This window comes from Brachybacterium squillarum M-6-3 (assembly GCF_000225825.1).
Lineage (GTDB): Bacteria > Actinomycetota > Actinomycetes > Actinomycetales > Dermabacteraceae > Brachybacterium > Brachybacterium squillarum.
This window is the reverse complement of record NZ_AGBX01000007.1, coordinates 340425-363009: the sequence shown is the minus strand read 5'-3', so window position 1 is coordinate 363009 and position 22585 is coordinate 340425. Positions and strand designations below refer to the sequence as shown.

Sequence of the window (22585 nt, the reverse complement as noted above, 5' to 3'; positions counted from 1 at the left end):
CGACCGGCGACCCGAGCGCCCCCGTCGTCGGCTCGCTGGGCGATGCGCCTCAGCAGCCCTCCGGGATGCCGATCCACCGCTACCGCCCCTTCCACGAGCAGATCCGCGTGGAGCTGCCCGACCGCACCTGGCCGGATCGCAGCATCGCCCGCGCCCCCCGCTGGTGCGCCGTGGACCTGCGCGACGGCAACCAGGCCCTCATCGACCCGATGAACGCCGAGCGCAAGCTGCGGATGTTCGAGCTGCTGGTCGCGATGGGCTACAAGGAGATCGAGGTCGGCTTCCCCTCGGCCTCCCAGACGGACTTCGACTTCGTGCGGACCCTGATCGACGAGGACCGCATCCCCGCCGACGTCACCATCCAGGTCCTCACCCAGTGCCGCGAGCACCTGATCGAGCGCACCTACCAGGCGATCGCCGGAGCCGAGCGCGCCGTCGTCCACTTCTACAACTCGACCTCCGTGGTGCAGCGCGACGTGGTGTTCCGCGCCGATGAGGACCGCATCCTCGACATCGCCGTGCAGGGCGCCCTGCTGTGCAAGAAGTACGAGGAGACGATCCCGGACACGGCGATCACCTACCAGTACTCCCCGGAGTCCTTCACCGGCACAGAGCTGGAGTACGCCCTGCGGGTGTGCAACGCGGTGATCGAGGTCGTGAAGCCCACCCCGCAGGACAAGATGATCGTGAACCTGCCGGCCACCGTCGAGATGGCCACCCCGAACGTGTACGCCGACTCGATCGAGTGGATGCACCGGAACCTGGACCGCCGCGACTCCGTGGTGCTGTCCCTGCACCCCCACAACGACCGCGGCACCGGCGTGGCCGCCGCGGAGCTGGGCTACCTGGCCGGCGCCGACCGCATCGAGGGCTGCCTGTTCGGCAACGGCGAGCGCACCGGCAACGTGGACCTCGTGACCCTGGGCCTGAACCTCTTCGGCCAGGGCACCGACCCGCAGATCGACTTCTCCGACCTGGACGAGATCCGCCGCACCGTCGAGCACTGCAACCAGATGCCGGTGCCCGAGCGCAGCCCCTACGGCGGCGACCTGGTCTTCACCGCCTTCTCCGGCTCCCACCAGGACGCCATCAAGAAGGGCCTGGAGCGCATGGGGGACAACGCCGAGCGCTCCGGCGTGGCCGTGGCCGACGCCGAGTGGCGGGTGCCCTACCTGCCGGTGGACCCCAAGGACCTGGGCCGCTCCTACGAGGCCGTGATCCGGGTGAACTCCCAGTCCGGCAAGGGCGGGATGGCCTACCTGCTGCGCACCGAGCACGGCCTGGACCTGCCGCGCCGCCTGCAGATCGAGTTCTCCGGGATCGTGCAGCAGCGCACCGATGCCCAGGGCGGCGAGGTCTCCCCGGAGGCCCTGTGGGACGCCTTCGAGGACGAGTACCTGCCCACCGGCGACGACGAGCGCCGCTGGGGCCGCTACGGCCTGCGCAGCATCCATCAGGAATCCACCGGCGAGGGCGACGACCGCCTCACCGTGACCCTGACGGTGGACGGCGAGGAGCACCGGATCACCGGCATCGGCAACGGGCCGCTGGACGCCTTCGTCAAGGCCCTGGGCCAGCGCCGCATCCCGGTGCGGATCCTGGACTACGCCGAGCACGCCCTGACCGAGGGCGACGACTCCCTGGCCGCGTCCTACATCGAGTGCGAGATCGGCGACCGGATCTTCTGGGGCGTCGGCATCGACGGTTCGATCACCCGCGCCAGCCTCGAGGCGATCGTCTCGGCGCTCAACCGGGAGCACCGCGCCCGCGCCTGAGCGCCTGACGAGACCGCCCCCGCGGCCCCGGAGCAGACGCTGCTCCGGGGCCGCGGACCTCACCGCCGAGGAGGGTCTCGCCTCCGTGCTCGAGGCCGCGGGGGACCGCATCGACGGCCTCGCCAACATCGCCGGGATCATGGACGGCATGGTGCCGCTGCACGAGACCGATGACGCGCTCTGGGAGCGGGTGCTCGGGGTGAACCTCGGGGCCGTCTTCCGCCTCAGCCGCGCCGTGATCGGCCGGATGCGGGAGACCGGCGGCGGGGCGGTCGTCAACGTCGCCTCCGAGGCCGCGCTGCGCGGCAACGCCGCCGGCGCCGCCTACACCGTCTCCGAGCACGGCGTGGTGGGCCTGACCGAGCACGCCGCCTTCTTCTACCGCGCCGACGGGATCCGCGTGAACGCGGTGGCGCCCGGCCCCACCGCCACCGGCATCGAGGGCTCCCTGCGTTCCGAGCTGGCGGGGCAGCGCCTCGGCCCCTTCCTGCAGATGATCCCGCCGGTGGCGAGCGCCGCCGGGGCCGTCCACCCGGGGGTGACGACGCGGGAGGTGATGCTGGCCCTGCCGATGGCGGTCGCCGCGAGCGCCGGCTACCCGGGCGCCGGCACGGACCCCGCAGCGCGGCGCATGCTGCACCGCGCCCTGTTCACCGCAGCGCCGACCGCTCCCGGCTCACTCGCTCCGCGTCATGGCCGGGGCCCCCGGGAGCCGGCTCCTCCGACTCCGCTGCCGTGACCTGCCGCAGCTCCTCCTCGGTGAGCACCGCGATCTCGCCGGTGGCGGTCGCATGGGTGGCGATCGGCAGCTCCCCGGCGCCCTCCTCCAGGTGCTGCGGGCGCGAGGGGTCCTCGGCGGCGCCGCGGGCGGTGAGCGTGACGCCCACGCTCGCCCCGACCACCAGCAGGGCGGCGACGATGCGGAGCGCCGTGGCCTCCTGGCCCAGCAGGGCGACGCCGGCCGCGAGCGCGATCACGGGCTCCAGGCTCAGCAGGATCCCGAAGACGTGGCGGGGGACCCGGCGCAGGGCGGCGAGCTCCAGCGAGTAGGGCAGCACCGAGGCCAGCACCGCGGTGCCGAGCGCCAGGGCCAGCAGGCGCGGATCGGTGATGCCGAGCACCGCGCCGGGCGCCCCGAGCGGCAGCACCACCAGCGCGCCGACCGTCATCGCGAGCGCGAGCCCGTCCTGCCCGGGCACCAGGCGGCCCACCCGGGCGCTGGTGATGATGTACAGGCCCCAGAAGACGGCGGCGACCAGGGCGAAGAGCACGCCGAGCCGGTCCAGGTCCGCCGCACCGAGCGCCTCCTCCACGCCGAACAGGCCCACGCCCGCCAGGGCGAGGACGACCCACAGCAGATCGCTGCGCCGCGTGGAGAGCACGGCCGCGACGACCAGCGGGCCCAGGAACTCGATCGCCACCGCGGTGCCCAGCGGGATCCGCTCGATGGCAGCGTAGAAGGAGCCGTTCATCAGGCCGATCGCGCCGCCGAAAGCGAGGATGGCCAGCCACCGGGTGCGGTCCAGCCGGGAGACGCGGGGCCGCACGATGGCCAGCAGCACCACGGCGGCCAGGCCCAGGCGCAGGGTGGTGGTGCCCCAGGAGCCGAGGGCCGGGAACAGCTGCGTGGCCAGGGCCGCCCCGAACTGCAGGGAGATGCAGGAGCCCAGCACGAACAGGACCGGGACCGCGCGGGCGGCGGCACCGGTGGAGTCGGCGGAGGGCAGGGCGGGACGTGCGGTCATGCCCTCAGCCTGCGGCCCCGGGTCCCTCCCGGTCCACCACACGATGATGGCCGCTACCATCAAGCAGAGCTGGACGGTCCGTGCCGGGCCCGTCCCCGTCGAGCGATCGGAGCCGTCGTGCTGAACCTGCCCCGCCTGCAGCTGCTGGTGGACCTGCGACGGCTCGGCACCATGGCGGCGGTCGCGGAGGCGCGGATCCTGTCCACCTCGGCGGTCTCCCAGCAGCTCGGCCAGCTCCAGCGGGAGGTCCGCGCCACCCTGTATCAGCAGGTGGGGCGGCGGGTGGTGCTGACCGACGCGGGGGAGCGGCTGGCCCGTCGGGCCGAGGAGATGCTGGCCCTGGCCGAGACCGCCCGCGCCGAGCTGGCCGGCCCCGGGGACCCGGCGGAGCGGGTGCTGCGCATCGCCTCCTTCCAGACGCCGCTCATCGTGTTGGCCCCGCGCATGGTGGACGTGCTCGAGCAGCGTCACCCGGACCTGCGGATCGAGATCTCCCAGCGGGAGGTGGACGAGGCCTACGAGAGCCTGCTGGCCCATCACGTCGACGTGATCCTGGGGGAGGACTACCCCGGCGGGGCACAGGTGGTGCGCCGCGGCACCGACCGGGAGGCGCTGCTGACCGACGACCTGCTGCTGGTGCTGCCCGCGCACGCCCCCTGGTCCCATCCTCGCTCCCTCGCGGACCTCGCGCAGGTGCCCTGGGCGCTGGACCCGGAGACCACCCGTACCGGCGCCTGGGAGCGCACCCTGCTGCGAGAGCACGGCGTGGAACCCTGGGTGCGCTTCGACACCCCGGACCCGCTGCTGCAGGTGCACCTGGTCCGCTCCGGCCACGCCGCCGCCTTCGTGCCCGGATTGATCGCCGCCGAGCACCTGGCCGGCACCCGCGTGCTGCGCCTGCCCGGCGATCCCGCCCGGCAGCTGTTCACCGCGGCCCGCGCGGGCTCCGCCCAGCACCCGGCCCTGCTCGCCTTCCGCGCGGCCCTGCTGGAGGCCGCCGGGGACGTCGCGGGCCTCCCGCCGATGGAACGGCTGGAGCCCTGAGCCGAACGCGGACGCGCCCGCCCGGACGGATCCGGGCGGGCGCGTCGAGGGTCGCGGATCAGCGCGCCGGGAAGCCCTCCCGGGCGGCCTTCGCGATCTTGTTCAGCTGGCGACGGTCCGCCCAGGCGCCGAGGACGGCGCCGAGGCCCGGGACGGCCTTGCCGAACAGCCGCGCCGAGCGCAGGCCGAACTTGCGCAGGATCCGGCTGCCGAAGGCGGAGAGCACCTCGGAGGTCATCGAGGAGGGCAGCTGCCCGGCGACCGCGCGGGAGGCGGCGCCGGCGACCGGGCCCAGACCCACGCTGGAGAGCAGCTCGCCGGACTCCTCGGCCATCAGGGTGGCCATGATGCGGGTGCGGATCTCCGGGTCGTCCAGGTCGTAGCCGCGCACGGCGGCGATGCCCGCGACCATGCGGGTGGACTGCACGTAGAACTCGAGCACGTTGGTGGGCAGCAGCACCGGCAGGGTGATGAAGCCGCCCAGGCCGGTGAGGAAGCCGCCCACGGTGACGCCGCGGCGGTGCGAGCGGATCAGACGCTTGACGGCCTTCTCGGGGCGCTTCTTGGCCCGGCCGCGGCGGGCGTGGTCGGCGGCCTTGGCGGCGGAGGCGTAGCCGATCGTGCCGTCGATACCCAGGTCGCGGATCTTCTCGACCAGGCGCTGGAGAGCGCCCTCGTCCTGCTCGCCCTTCCGGGCGGCCTGCATCGCGTCGCGGGTGGTGCCCTGATCGTCCTCGTCACGGCGGATGATGTTCCAGATCCCCATCGGTGCTGCTCCTGTGGCGGGCGGGGGCCGAAGGCCCCCGCGGGCGAATGCGTGCGCGCCCATCATGCCCGCTCATTGCGCGAAACGGGACGTGATGGACCTCCCGGTCGACACCCCGTGAGGGATCGGGGCCCCGTGACGTCCGCGCGCGCGGTCTCGCGTAGTCTCGGAGGACCATGCAGAAGCTCTACCGGGACGACGCGATCGTGCTGCGCACCCACCCCCTGGGTGAGGCGGATCGCATCATCACGCTGCTCACCCGACGCCACGGAAAGGTCCGCGCCGTCGCCAATGGCGTGCGCCGCACCGGCAGCCGCTTCGGCGCCCGCCTGGAGCCCTTCGGCCTGGTCGATGTGCAGCTGCACACCGGTCGCACCCTGCACACCGTCACCCAGGTGGTGACCATCGAGACCTTCGCGGCGCCCATCAGCGCCGACTACGACCGCTTCACCGCCGCCAGCGCCATGCTGGAGACCACCGAGCGGCTCACCGACGAGGCCACCGAGCCCTCCCAGCGCGGATTCCTGCTGCTGATCGGCGCGATGCGCACCCTCGCCGCGGGCCGCATCCCCGCCGCGCTGGTGCTGGACGCCTTCCTCATCCGCACCCTCGCCCTCTCGGGCTGGGCCCCGGAGCTGCAGGTCTGTGCCACCTGCGGCGCCCCCGGCCCCCACCACGCCCTGGACATCCGTGCGGGCGGCCTGGTCTGCACCTCGTGCCGGCGTCCCGGCGCGGTCGCGATCCGCCAGGCCGCCGTCGAGCACATGATCTTCCTGCTGGCCGGGGACTGGGACAGCGCCCTGGAGGCCGAGTCCACCGTCATGCAGGAGGCCGGACGGATCATCGCCGACTCCGTCACCTGGCACCTGGAGCGCTCGGTACGCTCGCTGAGCTACGTCGAGCGCTGAGCCGCTCCCGTCCCCTCCCGGAGGTCCCCATGCCCGACGAGCCCTTCGCGCACCCCAGCGGGGCGCAGCCCCCCGAGCTGCCGGCCCCCGTGATCCCCGCGCACGTGGCCGTGGTGATGGACGGCAACGGCCGCTGGGCCAACCAGCGCGGGCTCCCGCGCACCGCCGGGCACGAGGCGGGGGAGGCGGCCCTGCTGGACGTCGTCGCCGGGGCGCTGCAGATCGGCGTCACCCACCTCTCCGCCTACGCCTTCTCCACCGAGAACTGGAAGCGCTCCCCGGAGGAGGTGCGCTTCCTGATGGGCTTCTCCCGCAACGTGCTGCGCCGCCAGCGGGACACCCTGAACTCCTGGGGCGTGCGCATCGTGTGGATCGGTCGCGAGCAGCGGCTCTGGGGCTCGGTGATCAAGGAGCTGCAGGAGGCCGAGCGCCTCACCGCCGGCAACACCCGCATGACCCTGTACATGTGCGTGAACTACGGCGGCCGTGCCGAGATCGTCGACGCGGTCCGCGAGATCGCCGACCAGGCGCGGAGGGGACGGATCAGCGGCCGCGGCATCAGCGAGAAGACTCTCGCCCGGCACCTCATCGACCCGGACATGCCCGATGTGGACCTGTTCCTGCGCACCAGCGGCGAGCAGCGCACCTCCAACTTCCTGCTGTGGCAGTCGGCCTACGCGGAGCTGGTGTTCGTCCCGGAGCTGTGGCCCGACGTGGACCGGGTGGTGCTGTGGCGGGCGATCACCGAGTACGCGCGACGGGATCGTCGCTACGGCGGGGCGATCGACGCCCCCACCTCCGCCTGAGCACCAGCAGCGCCACGATCACGGCCACCAGGGCGAGCACGGCGACGGCCGCCCAGGGGGAGCGCCAGAACAGCTCCAGCCAACCCAGCACCACCACCAGGCCCACCGTCGCGTAGATGATCGCCCAGGCCAGGCCGCCGATGGCGAGGGCCGGCAGGTAGCGGCGCAGCGGCATCCCGGTCAGGCCCGCGGCGGCGTTCGCGGCGGTCTGGAAGCCGACGGTGAGGAAGCTCAGCGCCACCACGGGGGCGCCCCAGCGGTTCACAAGGTCCGTGGCCCCGCGCACCCGGGGACGTTCCAGCAGCGCGGCCACGCGGCCGCGGTCGGCCGCCTTGCGGGCGCCGCGCCCCAGGGCGTAGGTGCCGCCGGCGCGCAGCAGGATCACCAGGTACAGGAAGCCCGCCGCCGCCAGCAGGGGGAGCGACTGCACCCAGTCCATCATCGCGAGCGGCCCGCCTCCGGGCTCGCGCCGCCGTGCTCGGGGCACAGGCCGAACACCTCGAGGGTGTGGTCCAGGTCGGTGAAGCCGTGATCGGCGGCGATCGCCGTCATCGCGGCCTCCAGCTCGGGGGCCAGGAACTCGACGGTGCGGCCGCACTCGCGGCACACCAGGTGGTGGTGGTGCCCGGAATCGGCGCACTGGCGGTACAGGGACTCGCCGTCGTCGGCCACCAGCACGTCCACCCCGCCCGACTGGGCGAGGGACTGCAGGTTGCGGTACACGGTCGCGAGGCCCACGGTCTCCCCGTCGGCGCGGAGCTGCTCGTGGATCTGCTGGGCGCTGCGGAAGTCGTCCTGCCGCTCCAGCGCGTCCAGCAGGGCGGTGCGCTGGCGGGTGGTGCGTTGCATCTGTCGATTCTCCCTCATCGCGCGGGGCCGTCGGCGGTCGGTGTGACCCGGCGGACTCAGGCGCCGACGTGCTCCGGGGCGGCGGCAGCGGCGGTAGCAGCCGGGTCCTTCCTGCGCACACGCCCCGTCACGGCCTTGGTGACCAGTCCGAGCACGTAGACGCCGATGGTCAGCAGCACGATCACGCCGCCCGGAGGCAGGTCGACGTAGACGGTGATCAGCAGCCCGCCGAGGGCGCAGACCACGGCGATGGCCATCGCCGTGCGCATGGTGCGGGCGAAGCCCACCACGACGGTCTGCGCGGCGGCGACCGGCACGATCATCAGGGCGGACACCATCAGTGCGCCGACGATCCGCATCGACAGGGTCACGGTCAGCGCGGCCATGATCGCGATCAGCACGTTCACGGTGCGCACCGGCAGGCCGGCGGCGCGGGCGTAGTCCTCGTCGCCGGTGACGGCGGCCAGCAGGCCGGACAGGCCCAGTCCGATGCCGAGCACCACCACGGCGAGCACCACCGCGATGACCACGTCGGGGCGGGTGACGGTGGACAGGGAGCCGAAGAGGTAGCCCATCAGGTTCTGGGAGGTGCCGCCGGCGAGCTGGATGATCACCACACCGCCGGCGATGCCGCCGTAGAACAGGATCGCGAGTGCCACGTCGCGGCTGGTATGGCCGAACTCCCGCACCCATTCGATGGCCAGGGCGCCGATCACGGAGGCCACCAGGGCGCCGGGGATCGCCAGCAGGTCCGCCGGGGTGGCGGCCATCCAGGCGCCCACCAGCCAGCCGACGGCGACACCGGTGAGGGCCACGTGGCCGAGGCCGTCGCCCAGCAGGGACAGCTTCTTCTGCACCAGGTAGGTGCCGACGACGGGCGCGGTCAGGCCGATCAGCACCGCGATCATCAGCGGGTAGCGCAGGACGTCGGAGGTCAGCAGGTCGAGGGGCGTCATGCCGGGTGGATCTCCTGTCCGAGGCATTCGTCGAGGTGCCCGGCGGGCAGGGCATGGTCGTGGCCCGGGTCGAGGGCCGGGCGCAGCTCGGGCGGGCCGTCGTGGACCACGCGGCCGTGGTCCAGGACGACGGCGCGGGTGAGATTTCCGGCCAAGGCGCCGGTCTCGTGCAGCACCACCAGCATGGTGGTGCCCTCGGCGGCCAGCTCGCGGAACAGGGCCGCCACCTGGTCCTGGGTGGCCAGGTCGATGCCGGCGAAGGGCTCGTCGAGCACCAGCAGCTCGGGGCGCCGCACCAGGGCGCGGGCGATCATCACCCGGCGGCGCTGGCCGCCGGACATGCGCGGCACCGGCCGGTCGGCGAGGTCGGCGAGGCCCACCGCCTCCAGTGCCTCCATCACCCGCGGGTCACGGCGGCGCGGGAACCAGGAGTGGGAGCACAGCAGCCCGCTGGTGACGGTCTCGCGGGCGGTGGCGGGGATGGAGCCGGCGCCCGGGGTGTCCTGGGGGACGTAGCCCAGGCGGTCGTGGGCGCTGCCGCGGCGTGCCGGCTCCCCGAACAGGCGGGCGCTGCCGGCGGTGGGCGGCTCGACGCCGAGGACGGCCCGCAGCAGGGTGGACTTGCCGGAGCCGTTGGCGCCGAGCAGGGCGACCATCTCCCCGGCTTCGATGCGCAGGTCCACACCGTGCAGCACCGGGGTGGCCCCGAGGGTGACGGAGAGGTCCCGGGTCTCGATCAGCGGCTCGCCGGGCTGCGCGGGCGCGGGGGAGTGCGGGGTGTCTGGGCGCATGCGGGTCAGGCCCAGCTCTCGAGCAGGGCGGCGGCGTTCTCGCGCATCACCTGAGGATAGTCGGCGTCCTCGCGGAGCTGGGTCTCGAGGTTGTCCAGCTCCGCGGCCTCGACGCCGACGTTGTCGGCGAGGGTCTGCGCGACCTCGGGGCTCGCGGTGGTCTCGAAGAAGATGGTGCTCACGCCCTCGTCCTCGACGACCTGCTCCAGCTCGAGCAGGCGGCTGGGGGAGGGCTCCGTCTCCGGGTCCACGCCGGTGATGCCGACCTGGCGGAGGTCGTAGCGCTCGGCGAGGTAGCCGAAGGCGGTGTGGCTGGTGATGAAGGTGCGGCTGCCGTCGACGGCCCCGAAATCCTCGGCGAGCTCCGCGTCGAGCTCCTCCAGGGTCGTGCGCAGCGTGGCGGCGTTCTCGGTGAAGGTCCCGGCACTGTCCGGAAGCACCTCGCCCAGCCGTTCGGCGATGGCGTCGCCGATGTCGGCCATCCGCACGGGGTCGTGCCAGAGGTGCGGGTCGTCGGCGCCGGCCTCGTGGTCGTGCTCCTCCTCGCCCTCCTCCTCGGCGTGGGAATGGGCGTCCTCGCCGTCGGAGCCGAGCTGGGTCACGACGGTGGACACGTCCAGCACGTTGTCGCCGTCCTCGGAGGCGATCGCGTCGTCCAGCGCGGTCTGCAGGCCGGGGATCTGGACGACGAGGGCGGCCCCCTGGATCTCCAGGGTCTGCTGCACGGAGAGCTCCACGCCGTGGGCGTCCGCCCCGGGCTTGGCGAGCTGGGTGATGGAGACGGCGTCCCCGGCGACCTGCGCCACCAGGTACTCCATCGGGTAGCAGCCGGTGACCACGACCGGGGTGTCGGCCTCGCCCGCGGTGCCGCTGTCGCCGCAGGCGGCCAGGAGACCGGCGCTGAGACCGACCCCGGCGAGGGAGAACAGGGTGCGGCGGGACGGGGTGGCGAGGGATGCACGATCGGAGGACATGACAATCATTCTCACCAGCGGGTGGGTCGGGAGCAAATTCCGGCCCCGTGTGGCGGCCCGACGGTGCGCACGCTCACAGCCCGGGGCGTCCCGGGCGTGCTCCCGCTCGGGAGGCCGGGCCGCTGGATATGCTGGCCGGGTTCGACCGACCCCGTCACCAGGAGCATCCCCGTGGCCAAGGCCCCCGCCAGCACGCTGGACACCGTCATCGCCCTCGCCAAGAAGCGCGGCTTCGTGTTCCCCGCGGGTGAGATCTACGGCGGAACCCGTTCGGCCTGGGACTACGGTCCCCTCGGCGTGGAGCTGAAGGAGAACATCAAGAAGCAGTGGTGGCGCACCTTCGTGCAGGGCCGCGCCGACATGGTGGGCCTGGACTCCTCCGTCATCCTGCCCACCAAGGTGTGGGAGGCCTCCGGGCACGTCGCGACCTTCACCGACCCGCTGGTGGAGTGCAGGAACTGCCATGCCCGCTTCCGCGAGGACCACCTCATCGAGGAGTTCACCGAGCGCAAGGGCCGCGCCCCCGAGGGCGGCCTGGCCGAGGTGCCCTGCCCGAGCTGCGGCACCCGCGGCGAGTACACCGAGCCCCAGCAGTTCTCCGGCCTGATGAAGACCTACCTCGGCGCCGTGGACAATGAGTCGGGCCTGCACTACCTGCGCCCCGAGACCGCCCAGGGCATCTTCACCAACTTCCTGAACGTCGTCACCGCCGCCCGCCAGAAGCCGCCCTTCGGCATCGGCCAGGTCGGCAAGGCGTTCCGCAACGAGATCACCCCCGGCAACTTCATCTTCCGCACCCGCGAGTTCGAGCAGATGGAGATCGAGTTCTTCACCCCGCCGGCGGACGCCCAGGAGTGGTTCGACCGCTGGGTGGAGGACTGCTGGAACTGGTTCGTGGACCTCGGCATCGACCCGGACAACATGCGCCGCTTCGACGTGCCGGAGGAGGAGCGCGCCCACTACTCCGACGGCACCATCGACCTCGAGTACCGCTTCGGCTTCCAGGGCTCCGAGTGGGGCGAGCTGATGGGCGTCGCGAACCGCACCGACTTCGACCTCGGCGCGCACACCGAGGCCTCCGGCACGAAGATGCAGTACTTCGACCAGGCCGCGAACGAGCGCTACACCCCCTACGTGATCGAGCCCAGCTTCGGCCTGACCCGCTCGATGATGGCCTTCCTCATCGATGCCTACAGCGAGGACGAGGCCCCCAACACCAAGGGCGGCGTGGACGTCCGGACCGTGCTGAAGCTCGATCCGCGCCTGGCGCCGGTGAAGGCCGCGGTGCTGCCGCTGTCCAAGAGCGAGGACCTGGTGCCCCGCGCCAGCGAGCTCGCCGACCGGCTGCGCAAACACTGGAACGTGGAGATGGACGTCTCCCAGGCCATCGGTCGCCGCTACCGCCGCCAGGACGAGATCGGGACCCCGTTCTGCATCACGGTGGACTTCGAGACCGCCACCGACCAGGCCGTCACCATCCGCGAGCGCGACACCATGGCGCAGGAGCGGGTGGCCCTGGACCAGGTCGAGTCCTATCTCGCCGCGCGCCTGCTCGGCGCCTGAGTCTCCCCGCGCCCCCGGGTCACCCCGGCCGGCGTGCACAAACCTGGCCGTGGTGGTAGCCGACCTGCACATGTGCAGGCTGCCTACCACCACGGCCAGGTCTGTGTACGGGCCCGGTGACCAGAGGTCGCTGCGGGGTGATCGGCCCGTGGCTCAGAGGCCGCCTGCCACCAGGTGGGGCACGACCTGCTCGGCGAAAGTGGTCAGCACGCCCCGCTGCTCGTCCAGGGAGGCGCCGAAGGGCAGCACCAGGGTCAGCTCATCGGCCTCGCGCACCACGGCGTCGGCCATCAGGTACTGGGCGACCACGCTCGGGTCGTCGATGATCACCGGGCCGTAGACGGCGCCCTGCCCGCCGATCTCCCGGCCGCGGTACTCGCCGGTGGTGCCGGGGGTGGCCGAGCGCTCGCGCGGGATCAGCGACACGTAGCGCTCGATCTCCTCCTCGGTCGCGACCGGCAGCATCTGCCGGGAGACCATCACGGTGCCCTCGCCGTGCCCGGCGGCGCGGGAGGCCTCGCGGTAGGCGTGCAGAGCGTCGAGTTGGAGGGTCTCGAAGGAGCGGCCGGAGCCGTCGTCCAGCGCCATCGTCGCCAGCTGCAGGCCCATGCCGCGGGAGCCGATCGAGGCGGCGCGTTGCGGGGACGCCGCCCCGTAGGACAGGCGGGAGCGGAGTCCGGGCACCTGGGGTCGGATCTGCAGCGGAGTGCCGGCGTCGACCCCCTCGATGTGGGCGTCCGCGTGGGAGACGACCTCGCCGTCGACCAACGACAGCAGCCGGGAGAGCACGCGGTCCACGTGGTCGCCCACGCCTCCGCGCACCGTCCCGTAGGCCCCGGCGTACATCGTGTCGCGCGAGGAGTATCCGGAGCTGAGGCCCGCGCGGAGGCGTCCGCCCAGCAGCAGGTCGCAGGTGGCGAGGTCCTCGGCCAGCCGCGCCGGGTTCTCGAAGCGCAGCGGGATCACGGCGGTGCCGAGCTGCATCCGTGTCACCCGCTGGCCGAGCGCCGCGAGGAACAGCAGCGGGGAGGCGAGGGTGTCCTGCAGGTGGCGGGTGCGCACGTAGCCCACGTCGTAGCCGAGCGCCTCGGCGGCGGTGAACAGCTCGATCCCCTCGGCGAGGGCGTCGCTGCGGCGGGAGTCGCCCTCGGCGCGCACCCGGCCGTGCTCGATTTGCGCGATCATGCCGATGCCGAGACCGGGGGCGGAGGCGGGGGTGTCGCTCATGGCGGATCTCCTGGGAGTGGGGTGGTGCCTGTCCCAGTCTCCGGGCGGATCGAGGAGGCAGGCGGGACGAGTGTCCCCGGGTCGCGGCGGGGAAGGGGAGCTCGGCCGGGGCGCGCCTCCTCGCCTCGGGCGCGCCGGTCGGCCGCGGCGGCGGCGAGCACCACCGGATCCTCGCAGCCGCGGGCGGGCTGCTCGGCGCCATCCGGGAAGCGCTGGGCCCGGATGAACACGTCCCAGCGCCTTCGCACCTCCCCGTGGGTCTGCGAGACCGCATAGGCCACCGCGGGAGGGACGGGGACCTCGACGGAGGCGACGACCTGCGGCATGGGCCAATCCTAGGAGCATGGCCTGGCTGAGGTCCGGCCCGATGCACATCACGCCCGGCGAGCCTCCCGGCCGGTGCGCCGAGGTGGGAGAATCGCGGGACGATGACGCTCCTGGACCCGACCCCGCCCGCCACCGACTCCGACGCCGCCGCGCGTCCGGCGCGTCGCACCCTCACCATCGGTCCCCACACCATCGACACCCCCGTCGTGCTGGCGCCGATGGCCGGGATCACCAACATGGCCTTCCGGCTGCTGTGCCGCGAGTTCGGTGCGCGCCACTCCGCCGACGACGGCGGCCTGTACGTCTCCGAGATGGTGACCTCGCGGGCGCTGGTGGAGGACCATCGCGAGTCCTGGCGCCTGGTGACGATGGGGGAGCGGGAGACCCCCCGCTCGGTGCAGCTGTACGGGGTGGACCCCGCCACCGTGCGCCGCGCCGTGGAGATGCTGGTCGAGCGGGACAAGGCCGACCACATCGACCTGAACTTCGGCTGCCCCGTCCCCAAGGTCACCCGTCGCGGCGGAGGCGGGGTACTGCCCTGGAAGCAGGAGCTGTTCACCCGCATCGTCCGCGGCGCCGTGGAGGCCGCCGGCGACGTGCCCGTCACCGTGAAGACCCGCATCGGCATCGACGACGAGCACGTCACCTTCCGCGACGCCGGGCTGATCGCCCAGGAGGTCGGGGCCGCCGCGATCGCCCTGCACGGCCGCACCGTGGTCCAGCACTACTCCGGCACCGCCCGCTGGGACGCCATCGCCGAGCTGAAGGACCTGGTCACCGACATCCCCGTGCTGGGCAACGGCGACATCTGGTCCGCCGAGGACGCCATCGAGATGATGGAGCAGACCGGCTGCGACGGCGTCGTGGTGGGCCGCGGCTGCCAGGGCCGCCCCTGGCTGTTCGCCGACCTCGCCGCGGGCTTCGCGGGCCTGGACGACCGGGTGCGCCCCACCCTCGGGGACGTCGCCGCCACCGTGCGCCGTCACGCCGAATTGCTGGTCGAGTTCTTCGAGGACGAGGGCCGCGGCCTCCGCGACCTGCGCAAGCACGTCGCCTGGTATTTCAAGGGCTACCCCGTCGGCGGGGAGATGCGCCACCGCCTGGCGACCATGGAATCCCTCGCCGACCTCGACGCGAAGCTCGCCGAGCTGGACGGGGACTCGCCCTACCCGGGCGCCGCCGTCGAGGGCCCGCGCGGCCGCGCCGGCACCCCCAAGCGCGCCGTCTGCCCCGAGGGCTGGATGGATTCCCGGGAGCTGAGCGAGGAGCACCGTGCGCGCCTGCACGAGGCCGAGCTGGACACCTCGGGCGGCTGAGCAGATGACCCTCGACGCCACCGACGACCTGGCCGCGGCCCAACCCGCCGGGTACACCCTCGCCGACCTCGACCGCTTCGGCCCCGAGCCGCCCAAATCCCAGTCGCGAACCCCCTTCCAGCGCGATCGCGCGCGGGTGCTGCACTCCTCGGCACTGCGCCGCCTGGGCGCGAAGACCCAGGTGCTCGGCGCCGGCTCCGACGACTTCGTGCGCACCCGCCTCACCCACTCCCTCGAGGTGGCGCAGGTGGGCCGCGACATCGGCGCGGAGCTGGGCTGCGACCCCGACGTGGTCGACGCCGCCTGCCTCTCCCACGACCTCGGCCACCCGCCCTTCGGCCACAACGGCGAGAAGGTGCTCGACGCCCTGGCCGGCGACTTCGGCGGCTTCGAGGGCAACGCCCAGACCCTGCGCCTGCTCACCCGCCTGGAGCCGAAGCTGCTGGGGGAGGGCCGGCCCTATGGGCTGAACCTCACCCGCGCCGGCGTCGACGCCGCCATCAAGTACCCGTGGATGCGCGGGGAGGGCCCCGACCCTGCCTCCCCGAAGTTCGGCGCCTACGCCGACGACGCCGACGTGTACCGCTGGGCCCGCGAGGGCGCCGTCCCCGGCCGCAAGTGCTTCGAGGCGCAGGTGATGGACCTCGCCGACGACATCGCCTACTCCGTGCACGACGTGGAGGACGCCGTCACCGGCGGCACCCTGGACCTGCGCCGCCTCGGCGACCCGATGGAGCGCGCCGCCGCCCTGTACGTCGTGCAGGACTGGTACATGCCCGGGGAGAGCATCGACGCCCTCGACCTGGCGCTGTCCCGACTGGAGGCCGAGCCGTCCTGGCTGCCCGAGTTCCGCGGCGACATGCGCTCCGCCGCCGCCCTCAAGGACATGACCAGCCAGCTCATCGGCCGCTTCACCCGCGCCGTGGTCACCGCCACCCGCGAAGCCCACGGCGGCGGCCCGCTCTCCCGCTACCGCGGCGAGGCGGTGCTGCCCGAGCAGACCCGGCTGGAGATCGCCGTGCTGAAGGGCCTCGCCGCCGCCTACGTGATGAGCTCCGCCGGCCAGCAGCCCGTCTACGAGCAGCAGGAGGAGATCATCCGCGGCCTGTACGCGCAGCTGTGGAACACCGGCACCACGCACCTCAGCCCGCTGTTCGCCGAGCTGTGGGACGCCGCGGCGGACGACGACGCCCGCCGTCGGGTGATCGTCGACCAGATCGCCTCCTACACCGACGTCACCGCCCGGCGCCTGCACGAGGCGCTGTTCGACCGCGCGGCCACCCACGTCACCGCCGCGGACACCCCGCTGCCCGGCCTGGGATCGGAGCTGTGAGCCGATGGCCCAGGGACTGATCCGCCGCGCCGACGTGGAGCTGGTGCGCGAGAAGGCCCGTCTGGACGAGGTGGTGGGCGAGCACGTCACCCTGCGCACCGCGGGCATCGGCTCGATGAAGGGCCTGTGCCCCTTCCACGACGAGAAGACCCCCTCCTTCAACATCCGCCCCCAGCTGGGGCAGTGGCACTGCTTCGGCTGCGGCGAGGGCGGCGACGTGATCGCCTTCGTGCAGAAGATCGACCACCTCAGCTTCGTCGAGGCCGTCGAGATGCTCGCCGGCCGCTACGGCGTGCAGCTGCACTACGAGGAGTCCGGCGGCGGCCAGGGCGACCGCCCCGACTTCGGCACCCGGCGTCGGCTGCTGGACGCCCACGCCATCGCCGAGGAGTTCTACCGCGAGCAGCTCGGCACGCCCGCCGCGGAGATCGGCCGTCGCTTCCTCACCGAGCGCGGTTTCGACCGCGAGGCCGCCGAGCGCTTCGGCGTCGGCTTCGCCCCGCAGGGCTGGGACGCGATCACCAAAGTGCTGCGCGACCGCGGCTTCACCGAGCAGGAGCTGGTGGCCTCCGGCATGGTCTCGCAGGGGCAGCGCGGAGTGTACGACCGCTTCCGCGGCCGCCTGATCTGGCCGATCCGCGACATCACCGGCAACACCATCGGCTTCGGAGCCCGGCGCCTGTTCGAGGACGACCAGGGCCCCAAGTACCTCAACACCCCCGAGACCGCCATCTACCACAAGTCCTCCGTGCTCTACGGCCTGGACCTGGCGCGCAAGCAGATCGCCAGCGAGCACCGGGTGGTCGTCGTCGAGGGCTACACCGACGTGATGGCCGCGCACCTGGCCGGGGTGGGCACCGCCGTGGCCTCCTGCGGCACCGCTTTCGGCGCGGACCACGTGAAGATCGTGCGCCGGGTGATGGGTGACTCCAACCCGAATTCGGGGCTGCGGCTGAACGCCGACGGACGCGGCATGGGCGGGGAGGTCGTGTTCACCTTCGACGGCGACGCCGCCGGGCAGAAGGCCGCCCTGCGCGCCTTCGAGGAGGACCAGCGCTTCGTCGCCCAGACCTACGTGGCGGTCGAGCCCAGCGGCATGGACCCCTGCGACCTGCGGATCGCCCAGGGCGATCAGGCCGTGGTGGACCTGGTGGAGACCCGTCGTCCGCTGTTCGAGTTCGCGATCCGCACCGCCATCTCTCAGGTGGATCTCGACACCGTGGAGGGTCAGGTGACTGCGCTGCGGATGGCGGCGCCGGTGGTGGCGCGGATCCGCGACCGGGCGATGCGCCCCGAGTACGCGCGGCGCCTGGCCGGCTGGCTGGGCATGGACGAGCGCACCGTGCTGCGGGCCGTGCACGACGCCGCCCGCAGCGAGGGCCGCTCCGGCCGCCACGCCGAGGAGCCCAGCCACCGCCGCGACCCCGCCGAGCCCGGCCGGGGCGAGGCCCCCGAGGTGCTGCCGATGGCGCGGCTGGCCGATGTGGTCAGCCCCCGCGACCCGGTGGGCCAGGTGGAGATGCAGTCCCTCGCCGTGATGCTGCAGGCCCCCGCCCTGCTGGACGCGGACAAGGTCGGTGCCCTGCCCGACGACGCCTTCCACGTGCCCGCCCTGCAGGGGGTGTGGGACGTGATGCTCGCGGCCGGCACCCTGCTGGACGCCGTGGCCGGCGAGCTGCGCCCGGCCCGCTACCTGGAGCAGGTGCTCGAGGTGGCGGGGGAGACGGTGCGGCCGCTGGTGGTGGAGATCGCCAACCTGGACCTCCCGGCCCGGGACGAGGAGGGCCTGGCGCGGCTCGCCTCCTCGCTGCTGAACCGGCTCTCCGAGCTGTCCATCACCCGGGAGTACTCGGTGCTCAAGCAGCGTCTGCAGCGCACCGACCCCTCCGATCCGGAGCGCTACCAGGAAATCCTGGGCCGCCTCGCCCAGGTGCAGGAGAAGCGTCGCGCGCTGCGCGCGCCGGGCGATTGAGACCGCGTCCTGCGCGCTCTCGGTGACCGACCGCCACGGGAGCCTCGGCCGTGCTCAGCGCCCGGGGAATCCGATCCGTAGGTCGCGCAGGGCGTAGCCGGCGATCACGTCGTCCCAGCCGATGTCGGGGGCGCGGAGCAGCTCGGGCTGCGCGGCGAGCAGGCGCCGCAGCAGTGCATCGGTCTGCCGCAGGGCCAGCGGGGCGCCGGGGCAGCGATGGGCGCCGTCGCCGAAGGCGAGGCCGGAGGCGGCCACGCCGCGGGGCAGCTCGCGATGGGGGCAGAGGTCCCCGGGGTCGTCGCCGACGGCCTCCGGGTCGAGGTTCGCCGCGCGCACGTCGACGTCCACCAGGTCACCCGGCCGCAGCTCGTGCGCGGTGTCGCCGTCGTGCACGGTCAGCGGGGCCTGCACCCGGCGGTAGAGGTGGCCGACCACGGGCTCCAGGCGCAGGATCTCCTCGAGGATCGCGAAGCGCTCCGTCTCCCCGGCCTCGAGGTAGCGAGCGGCCAGCCGCGGGTGCTCCAGCAGGTGCCAGCTGGCCATCGCGATGAACTCCCGGGTGGTGACCATCCCGGCGGTCCCGTAGGTCACGCACTCCACCAGCACGTCCGCGGTGCTCGCGCCCTCGGCCAGCAGGTGGCCGATCACGTCGTCCTGCTGCCGCCGACGATGCTCGCGCAGCGCCGGGCGCACATCGGCGAGGTACAGCCGCAGCACCGGCAGCAGGCCCCGCTGGGCGGCGAGCATCTGCTGGCGGCGGGTGCGGCCGTAGCGGGGCTTGGAGTAGTCCGCGGGCGGCTGGCGGAAGAAGGCCTCCAGGCGGCGGGCCATCGCGGGCACGGGGGAGGAGGTCAGCCCGACCACCTCCGCGGTGACGGCGACCGCGTAGTGCAGGGCCAGCTCGTCCAGCCGCACCTCGCCCCGGGCGACCGCGGAGGCGATCGCCCGCTCCGCGCGCTCCTCGATCAGCGACCCGTAGCGATCCGGGACCTTCGCGGGCGCGAACAGGCGGGCCAGGGACCTGCGCTGCTCGTCGTGCAGGGCGCCGTCGGAGATCAGGATCGGGTGGCGGCGGAAGATGCCGCGGGGGATCTGCTCGGCGGTGAAACCGGCCTGGAATGTGGCGTCCCGGGCGCGCAGCACCTGCCGGGCCGTCTCCAGGGAGCGGATCCGCCACATCTGACCGCTGCGCTCCAGGCGAGGACCGTCCTGCCCGCCGGGCGGGACGGCGCGGCGCCGGACCGGTTCCTGCGGCGGGGTCATCGGCGGCGCAGCGTCCGCCGCAGGGCGCCGAGCGGGCCGCGGCGCAGCATCCCCCGCAGCGGCGGGGACGTCAGGGCGTGCCCCCGCACCCCCCAGCTGCTCAGCAGCTCGTTCGCGGCGAGGAAGCCGGTCGTGGCCGCCCGCTCCATGAGCGCCACCGGCGGGTCGCAAGCGATCCGGTCCCCGGCCAGCGCCAGGCCCGGTACCGGGGTGACGACGCCGGGCTGGCGCTCGCGCGGGGCGAGGTCCACCAGGCCGCAGTCGTCCTGGATCAGCAGCTCCTCGTGCACGATCTCCAGGCCCGCGGTCTCGGGGTAGACGGCGTGCAGGTCCTCCAGCAGCAGGCGGCGCACCTCGGCGGGATCCGCGAGCCGCGGATCGCGCTCCGCGTCCAGGGCGTAGCCGTGCAGCTCCAGCACCGAGCCGTCGTGCTCCCGACTCCACTGCAGGGCGCCGTCCTCGTAGCGCTCCAGCACGGTGACGTTGTCCAGCAGCGCATAGCCGCTGGTGCCGCAGAAGGCCTGCCGCTCCGGGTCCACCTGCCCGCGGGTCCACAGCCGCAGCACCCCGAAAGGTGGCGCGTTGCGCTGTGCCGCGAGGTCCTCCCGCCACCGCCGGTACACGGCCGACTCGGTGCCGTCGATCCGTTCGGGCAGGGCGGCGACGAGCTCCCGCTGGGTCCGGGGATCGGCGGCGAGCACGACGGCGTCGACGTCGAGGGTCTCCTGGGCGGTGCGGACGCTCCAGCCCCCGTCACGGGGCTCCAGCGCCGTGACCGGGCTGTCCGTGCGGATGGCGCCGCCGTGGTCGGTGAGGTACCGACCCAGAGGTGCCCACAGCGCGGAGTCGTAGTCGTCGGTGGGGACGTCGAACAGCAGCCCCTCGGCGGAGCCGACGAAGTAGGTGTGGAACATCGCCACCAGCTCGGAGGCCGAGAACTCGGTGGGATGGGCGAAGAAGGAGCGGGCGAAGACCTCCAGGGCCAGGTGCCGGGCCCCGGCCGGGAAGCGGAGGCGGTCCAGGAAGGCGGCGGCGGAGACCCCGTCCCAGCGGGCGTGCCCGGCGGGGTAGTCGACGTCGATCAGGGCGATCGCGGAGGGCAGGTGGATCCGGGCCAGGGCGCGCAGGGGGAAGGTGGGGCTGCGCAGCACGAAGCCGATGAGGTTGGCAGGCGGGGTGCGGGGGATGCGGGTGAAGGAGTCCACCAGTCCGTCGGCGCGGCGCAGCGGGTAGTCCTCCACCGGCGTCAGCCGCTCCAGCGTCGGGTCGGTGCGTCGCAGCAGCTCGCGCAGGTTGTAGTACTGGCGGAAGAAGGCGTGGAAGCCGCGGCTCATGCTGCGGTCCTCGGGCAGCGGCCAGGCCGCGACCCTCCCGCCGAGGCGGTCGGCGGATTCCAGCAGGGTCACCTGCACGCCGCGCTCGGCCAGGGCGATGGCCGCGGAGAGCCCGGCGATGCCGCCGCCGACGACGGCCACCGAGCGGGGCCGGTCCGGGGAGCGACGGCCGTGCGGGGCGGGGATCCGCACCGCGTGGCGGTCGCGGGGGGCGGCGGGGACGGGCGAGCTCATGCGGCGGCCTCCGGGGCTGAGGCGAGGTAGGTGTGCAGGATGCCGTGGTGCCAGCCGCGGCCGGTGCGCACCCGGACGTCGGTGAAACCGGCCTCCTCGAGGCGACGGCGGAAGCGCACGGTGGAGTCGTTCTCCAGCACGGAGCGCCACAGGTAGCGGTACAGGGCGGGGTCGGCGCCGACCAGGCGGGCCAGCGGCACCACCAGCCCACGGCAGACGGCGCTCCACCGCATCCGCGCCGCCCGGGACTCGCTGACGGAGTACTCGTGCACGACGAGGCGCCCGCGGGGCCGCAGCCGCTGCCGCAGGGTGCGCAGGGTCGTGTCGCGGTCGACGGGGGCGAGGTTGCGGAACAGGTAGGCGGCGAAGATGCCGTCGGGCTCTTCGGACAGCGCGCCGCCGCCGAGGGACTCGGCGGTGCCCTCCACGAAGCGGACCCCCGCCGGCCAGGTCTTGGCGCGGGCCTGCGCGAGCATGCCCGCGGAGGAGTCCAGCCCCACGATGCTCGCCTGCGGGGCGGCACCCAGCAGCGCCCGGGTGCTGAGGCCGGAGCCGCAGCCGAGGTCCCACAGCAGCGTGTCGGCGTCGGCGGGCAGTCCGTCCGCGAGGTCGGCGGCGGCCTCCCGCAGCTCGCGGTGGTAGCCCGGGTTCAGCGAGGTCAGCAGGTCGTAGCGGTTCGCGCTGCGGGTGAAGGACTCAGCGAGCGTCATCCGCGGCCCCCCGGCGCTGCTTGAGGAACTCCCACACCATCAGGGTGAGGGTGAGCATGGCGATCCCGAAGCCGAAGTCCTCGATGGGGATGTCCCAGGGAGCGCGGATGCCGAGCATCTCGTCCGGGTTGTACAGAACGATGGGGGCGGAGAGCTTGGTCAGCCAGCCGTCCACGGGCACCTGGAAGGCCAGGCAGATGGCCATCGCGATCCAGTAGGCCGGGCGGCGGAAGATCCCGGTGCGCAGCACCAGCAGCTCCAGCAGCACCACCACCGGCAGGGAGATCGCGGTGGCGAGCGTGTACTCGGGGATCCCGCTCATCGCCGCACCCCATCTCGCTCGTCGGTGCGCTCCGTCCGCGGGGTCCGCAGTCCGCGCAGCACGCCCAGCAGGTAGGTGGAGGCCTCGTAGCTGAGCAGGCCCGCCAGCGGGATCACGATGAAGAAGCTCAGCTCCTCGATGGGCAGGGTGCCCAGTGTGATCCCGGTGGTGTAGAGCGGGGAGAAGGTCCAGTGGTCGCGGGAGATCGCGATCAGGTCCCAGATGCCGAAGACCAGCACGACCACGGCGATCGTCGGCAGCAGCAGCCGCCAGCGCCGGTACACCCGGGCGCGCAGCACCCATTCGAGCGGGAGGGTGATGGCGAGGCACAGCCCCATCACGATCAGGTACTGATAGGGGTCCATGCCGG

Annotated in this window: 23 protein-coding genes; 9 read left to right on the top strand and 14 right to left on the bottom strand. The window is 73.3% G+C overall.

Going from position 1 to position 22585, the window contains the following annotated elements; all coding sequences use genetic code 11:
- Nucleotides 1-65: 65 nt before the first annotated feature.
- The gene (leuA, locus tag OM98_RS11305) at nucleotides 66-1775 is read left to right on the top strand and encodes a 2-isopropylmalate synthase (protein ID WP_425358401.1); all 1710 of its coding nucleotides are present in this window, start codon (nucleotides 66-68) and stop codon (nucleotides 1773-1775) included.
- A gap of 4 nt (nucleotides 1776-1779) precedes the next feature.
- Complete coding sequence (locus OM98_RS14865) at nucleotides 1780-2514, top strand: SDR family NAD(P)-dependent oxidoreductase (protein WP_083837770.1); 735 nt, start codon at nucleotides 1780-1782, stop codon at nucleotides 2512-2514.
- On the opposite strand, the gene OM98_RS11295 is transcribed toward OM98_RS14865, so the two are convergent.
- On the bottom strand, nucleotides 2426-3520 hold the full coding sequence (locus OM98_RS11295; protein ID WP_010534736.1) for an EamA family transporter: 1095 nt from the start codon (nucleotides 3518-3520) through the stop codon (nucleotides 2426-2428). The genes OM98_RS14865 and OM98_RS11295 overlap by 89 nt on opposite strands.
- Before the next feature lie 117 nt (nucleotides 3521-3637).
- Here OM98_RS11295 and OM98_RS11290 point away from each other — a divergent pair, with 117 nt between their 5' ends.
- Entirely contained in the window at nucleotides 3638-4564 is a 927-nt protein-coding gene (locus OM98_RS11290) for a LysR family transcriptional regulator (RefSeq protein WP_010534735.1), read from the top strand.
- A 58-nt stretch (nucleotides 4565-4622) separates the two neighbouring features.
- Here OM98_RS11290 and OM98_RS11285 read toward each other — a convergent pair whose 3' ends face one another.
- Nucleotides 4623-5330, bottom strand: a complete 708-nt coding sequence (locus OM98_RS11285; protein ID WP_010534734.1) for an EcsC family protein — start codon at nucleotides 5328-5330, stop codon at nucleotides 4623-4625.
- 176 nt (nucleotides 5331-5506) lie between these two features.
- Here OM98_RS11285 and recO point away from each other — a divergent pair, with 176 nt between their 5' ends.
- Entirely contained in the window at nucleotides 5507-6238 is a 732-nt protein-coding gene (gene recO, locus OM98_RS11280) for a DNA repair protein RecO (protein ID WP_010534733.1), read from the top strand.
- A 29-nt stretch (nucleotides 6239-6267) separates the two neighbouring features.
- A complete protein-coding gene (locus tag OM98_RS11275; protein WP_010534732.1) occupies nucleotides 6268-7044 on the top strand; it encodes an isoprenyl transferase in 777 nt (258 codons plus the stop codon).
- On the opposite strand, the gene OM98_RS11270 is transcribed toward OM98_RS11275, so the two are convergent.
- From OM98_RS11270 to OM98_RS11250, 5 genes are read right to left on the bottom strand one after another with little or no spacing between them, the layout of a single operon-like run.
- Nucleotides 6980-7483, bottom strand: a complete 504-nt coding sequence (locus OM98_RS11270; RefSeq protein WP_245528772.1) for a DedA family protein — start codon at nucleotides 7481-7483, stop codon at nucleotides 6980-6982. The two genes, OM98_RS11275 and OM98_RS11270, sit on opposite strands and share 65 nt — an antisense overlap.
- The gene (locus tag OM98_RS11265; RefSeq protein WP_010534730.1) at nucleotides 7483-7893 is read right to left on the bottom strand and encodes a Fur family transcriptional regulator; all 411 of its coding nucleotides are present in this window, start codon (nucleotides 7891-7893) and stop codon (nucleotides 7483-7485) included. Before OM98_RS11265 ends, OM98_RS11270 begins: the two co-directional genes overlap by 1 nt.
- 56 nt (nucleotides 7894-7949) lie before the next feature.
- Nucleotides 7950-8849 carry a metal ABC transporter permease gene (locus tag OM98_RS11260; protein WP_010534729.1) on the bottom strand — a complete coding sequence of 300 codons (900 nt, stop codon included), beginning with the start codon at nucleotides 8847-8849 and terminating at the stop codon, nucleotides 7950-7952.
- A complete protein-coding gene (locus OM98_RS11255) occupies nucleotides 8846-9640 on the bottom strand; it encodes a metal ABC transporter ATP-binding protein (RefSeq protein WP_010534728.1) in 795 nt (264 codons plus the stop codon). Before OM98_RS11255 ends, OM98_RS11260 begins: the two co-directional genes overlap by 4 nt.
- A gap of 5 nt (nucleotides 9641-9645) precedes the next feature.
- Nucleotides 9646-10614 carry a metal ABC transporter substrate-binding protein gene (locus OM98_RS11250; protein ID WP_010534727.1) on the bottom strand — a complete coding sequence of 323 codons (969 nt, stop codon included), beginning with the start codon at nucleotides 10612-10614 and terminating at the stop codon, nucleotides 9646-9648.
- Between the two features lie 171 nt (nucleotides 10615-10785).
- Here OM98_RS11250 and OM98_RS11245 point away from each other — a divergent pair, with 171 nt between their 5' ends.
- Nucleotides 10786-12177 carry a glycine--tRNA ligase gene (locus OM98_RS11245; protein ID WP_010534726.1) on the top strand — a complete coding sequence of 464 codons (1392 nt, stop codon included), beginning with the start codon at nucleotides 10786-10788 and terminating at the stop codon, nucleotides 12175-12177.
- A 153-nt stretch (nucleotides 12178-12330) separates the two neighbouring features.
- Here OM98_RS11245 and OM98_RS11240 read toward each other — a convergent pair whose 3' ends face one another.
- Together OM98_RS11240 and OM98_RS15920 are read right to left on the bottom strand one after the other, a co-directional pair.
- The gene (locus tag OM98_RS11240) at nucleotides 12331-13404 is read right to left on the bottom strand and encodes an LLM class flavin-dependent oxidoreductase (protein ID WP_010534725.1); all 1074 of its coding nucleotides are present in this window, start codon (nucleotides 13402-13404) and stop codon (nucleotides 12331-12333) included.
- A complete protein-coding gene (locus OM98_RS15920; protein WP_010534724.1) occupies nucleotides 13401-13730 on the bottom strand; it encodes a hypothetical protein in 330 nt (109 codons plus the stop codon). The genes OM98_RS11240 and OM98_RS15920 overlap by 4 nt, the downstream gene beginning before the upstream one ends.
- A 102-nt stretch (nucleotides 13731-13832) precedes the next feature.
- Between OM98_RS15920 and dusB the strand changes: the two genes are divergently transcribed.
- Genes dusB through dnaG form a run of 3 tightly spaced genes read left to right on the top strand, consistent with a single transcriptional unit; the run spans nucleotide 13833 to nucleotide 18352 of the window.
- Complete coding sequence (gene dusB, locus OM98_RS11230; RefSeq protein ID WP_010534723.1) at nucleotides 13833-15047, top strand: tRNA dihydrouridine synthase DusB; 1215 nt, start codon at nucleotides 13833-13835, stop codon at nucleotides 15045-15047.
- 4 nt (nucleotides 15048-15051) lie between these two features.
- The gene (locus OM98_RS11225; protein WP_010534722.1) at nucleotides 15052-16380 is read left to right on the top strand and encodes a deoxyguanosinetriphosphate triphosphohydrolase; all 1329 of its coding nucleotides are present in this window, start codon (nucleotides 15052-15054) and stop codon (nucleotides 16378-16380) included.
- 4 nt (nucleotides 16381-16384) lie between these two features.
- Nucleotides 16385-18352, top strand: a complete 1968-nt coding sequence (dnaG, locus tag OM98_RS11220; RefSeq protein ID WP_010534721.1) for a DNA primase — start codon at nucleotides 16385-16387, stop codon at nucleotides 18350-18352.
- Nucleotides 18353-18406: 54 nt separating this feature from the next.
- Here the strand turns inward: dnaG and OM98_RS11215 are convergent, their stop codons facing one another.
- From OM98_RS11215 to OM98_RS11195, 5 genes are read right to left on the bottom strand one after another with little or no spacing between them, the layout of a single operon-like run.
- On the bottom strand, nucleotides 18407-19615 hold the full coding sequence (locus OM98_RS11215) for a cytochrome P450 (RefSeq protein ID WP_029362819.1): 1209 nt from the start codon (nucleotides 19613-19615) through the stop codon (nucleotides 18407-18409).
- A complete protein-coding gene (locus OM98_RS11210) occupies nucleotides 19612-21183 on the bottom strand; it encodes an FAD-dependent oxidoreductase (protein WP_010534719.1) in 1572 nt (523 codons plus the stop codon). Before OM98_RS11210 ends, OM98_RS11215 begins: the two co-directional genes overlap by 4 nt.
- Entirely contained in the window at nucleotides 21180-21893 is a 714-nt protein-coding gene (locus OM98_RS11205) for a class I SAM-dependent methyltransferase (RefSeq protein WP_010534718.1), read from the bottom strand. The genes OM98_RS11210 and OM98_RS11205 overlap by 4 nt, the downstream gene beginning before the upstream one ends.
- Nucleotides 21880-22215: a lycopene cyclase domain-containing protein gene (locus tag OM98_RS11200; RefSeq protein ID WP_010534717.1), complete on the bottom strand. Its 336-nt coding sequence runs from the start codon at nucleotides 22213-22215 to the stop codon at nucleotides 21880-21882. Before OM98_RS11200 ends, OM98_RS11205 begins: the two co-directional genes overlap by 14 nt.
- Nucleotides 22212-22580: a lycopene cyclase domain-containing protein gene (locus OM98_RS11195; protein WP_010534716.1), complete on the bottom strand. Its 369-nt coding sequence runs from the start codon at nucleotides 22578-22580 to the stop codon at nucleotides 22212-22214. The genes OM98_RS11200 and OM98_RS11195 overlap by 4 nt, the downstream gene beginning before the upstream one ends.
- Nucleotides 22581-22585: the final 5 nt, after the last annotated feature.

Coding starts and splice junctions, on each gene's coding strand:
- OM98_RS11225 (WP_010534722.1), top strand. CDS start 15,052: ATGACCCTCGACGCCACCGACGACCTGGCCGCGGCCCAACCCGCCGGG.
- OM98_RS11270 (WP_245528772.1), bottom strand. CDS start 7,483: ATGGACTGGGTGCAGTCGCTCCCCCTGCTGGCGGCGGCGGGCTTCCTG.
- leuA (WP_425358401.1), top strand. CDS start 66: ATGCCGATCCACCGCTACCGCCCCTTCCACGAGCAGATCCGCGTGGAG.
- OM98_RS11200 (WP_010534717.1), bottom strand. CDS start 22,215: ATGAGCGGGATCCCCGAGTACACGCTCGCCACCGCGATCTCCCTGCCG.
- OM98_RS11275 (WP_010534732.1), top strand. CDS start 6,268: ATGCCCGACGAGCCCTTCGCGCACCCCAGCGGGGCGCAGCCCCCCGAG.
- recO (WP_010534733.1), top strand. CDS start 5,507: ATGCAGAAGCTCTACCGGGACGACGCGATCGTGCTGCGCACCCACCCC.
- OM98_RS11195 (WP_010534716.1), bottom strand. CDS start 22,580: ATGGACCCCTATCAGTACCTGATCGTGATGGGGCTGTGCCTCGCCATC.
- OM98_RS11260 (WP_010534729.1), bottom strand. CDS start 8,849: ATGACGCCCCTCGACCTGCTGACCTCCGACGTCCTGCGCTACCCGCTG.
- OM98_RS11250 (WP_010534727.1), bottom strand. CDS start 10,614: ATGTCCTCCGATCGTGCATCCCTCGCCACCCCGTCCCGCCGCACCCTG.
- OM98_RS11210 (WP_010534719.1), bottom strand. CDS start 21,183: ATGAGCTCGCCCGTCCCCGCCGCCCCCCGCGACCGCCACGCGGTGCGG.
- OM98_RS11285 (WP_010534734.1), bottom strand. CDS start 5,330: ATGGGGATCTGGAACATCATCCGCCGTGACGAGGACGATCAGGGCACC.
- OM98_RS11205 (WP_010534718.1), bottom strand. CDS start 21,893: ATGACGCTCGCTGAGTCCTTCACCCGCAGCGCGAACCGCTACGACCTG.
- OM98_RS15920 (WP_010534724.1), bottom strand. CDS start 13,730: ATGCCGCAGGTCGTCGCCTCCGTCGAGGTCCCCGTCCCTCCCGCGGTG.
- OM98_RS11255 (WP_010534728.1), bottom strand. CDS start 9,640: ATGCGCCCAGACACCCCGCACTCCCCCGCGCCCGCGCAGCCCGGCGAG.
- OM98_RS11265 (WP_010534730.1), bottom strand. CDS start 7,893: ATGCAACGCACCACCCGCCAGCGCACCGCCCTGCTGGACGCGCTGGAG.
- OM98_RS11240 (WP_010534725.1), bottom strand. CDS start 13,404: ATGAGCGACACCCCCGCCTCCGCCCCCGGTCTCGGCATCGGCATGATC.
- OM98_RS11295 (WP_010534736.1), bottom strand. CDS start 3,520: ATGACCGCACGTCCCGCCCTGCCCTCCGCCGACTCCACCGGTGCCGCC.
- OM98_RS11215 (WP_029362819.1), bottom strand. CDS start 19,615: ATGACCCCGCCGCAGGAACCGGTCCGGCGCCGCGCCGTCCCGCCCGGC.
- dnaG (WP_010534721.1), top strand. CDS start 16,385: ATGGCCCAGGGACTGATCCGCCGCGCCGACGTGGAGCTGGTGCGCGAG.
- dusB (WP_010534723.1), top strand. CDS start 13,833: ATGACGCTCCTGGACCCGACCCCGCCCGCCACCGACTCCGACGCCGCC.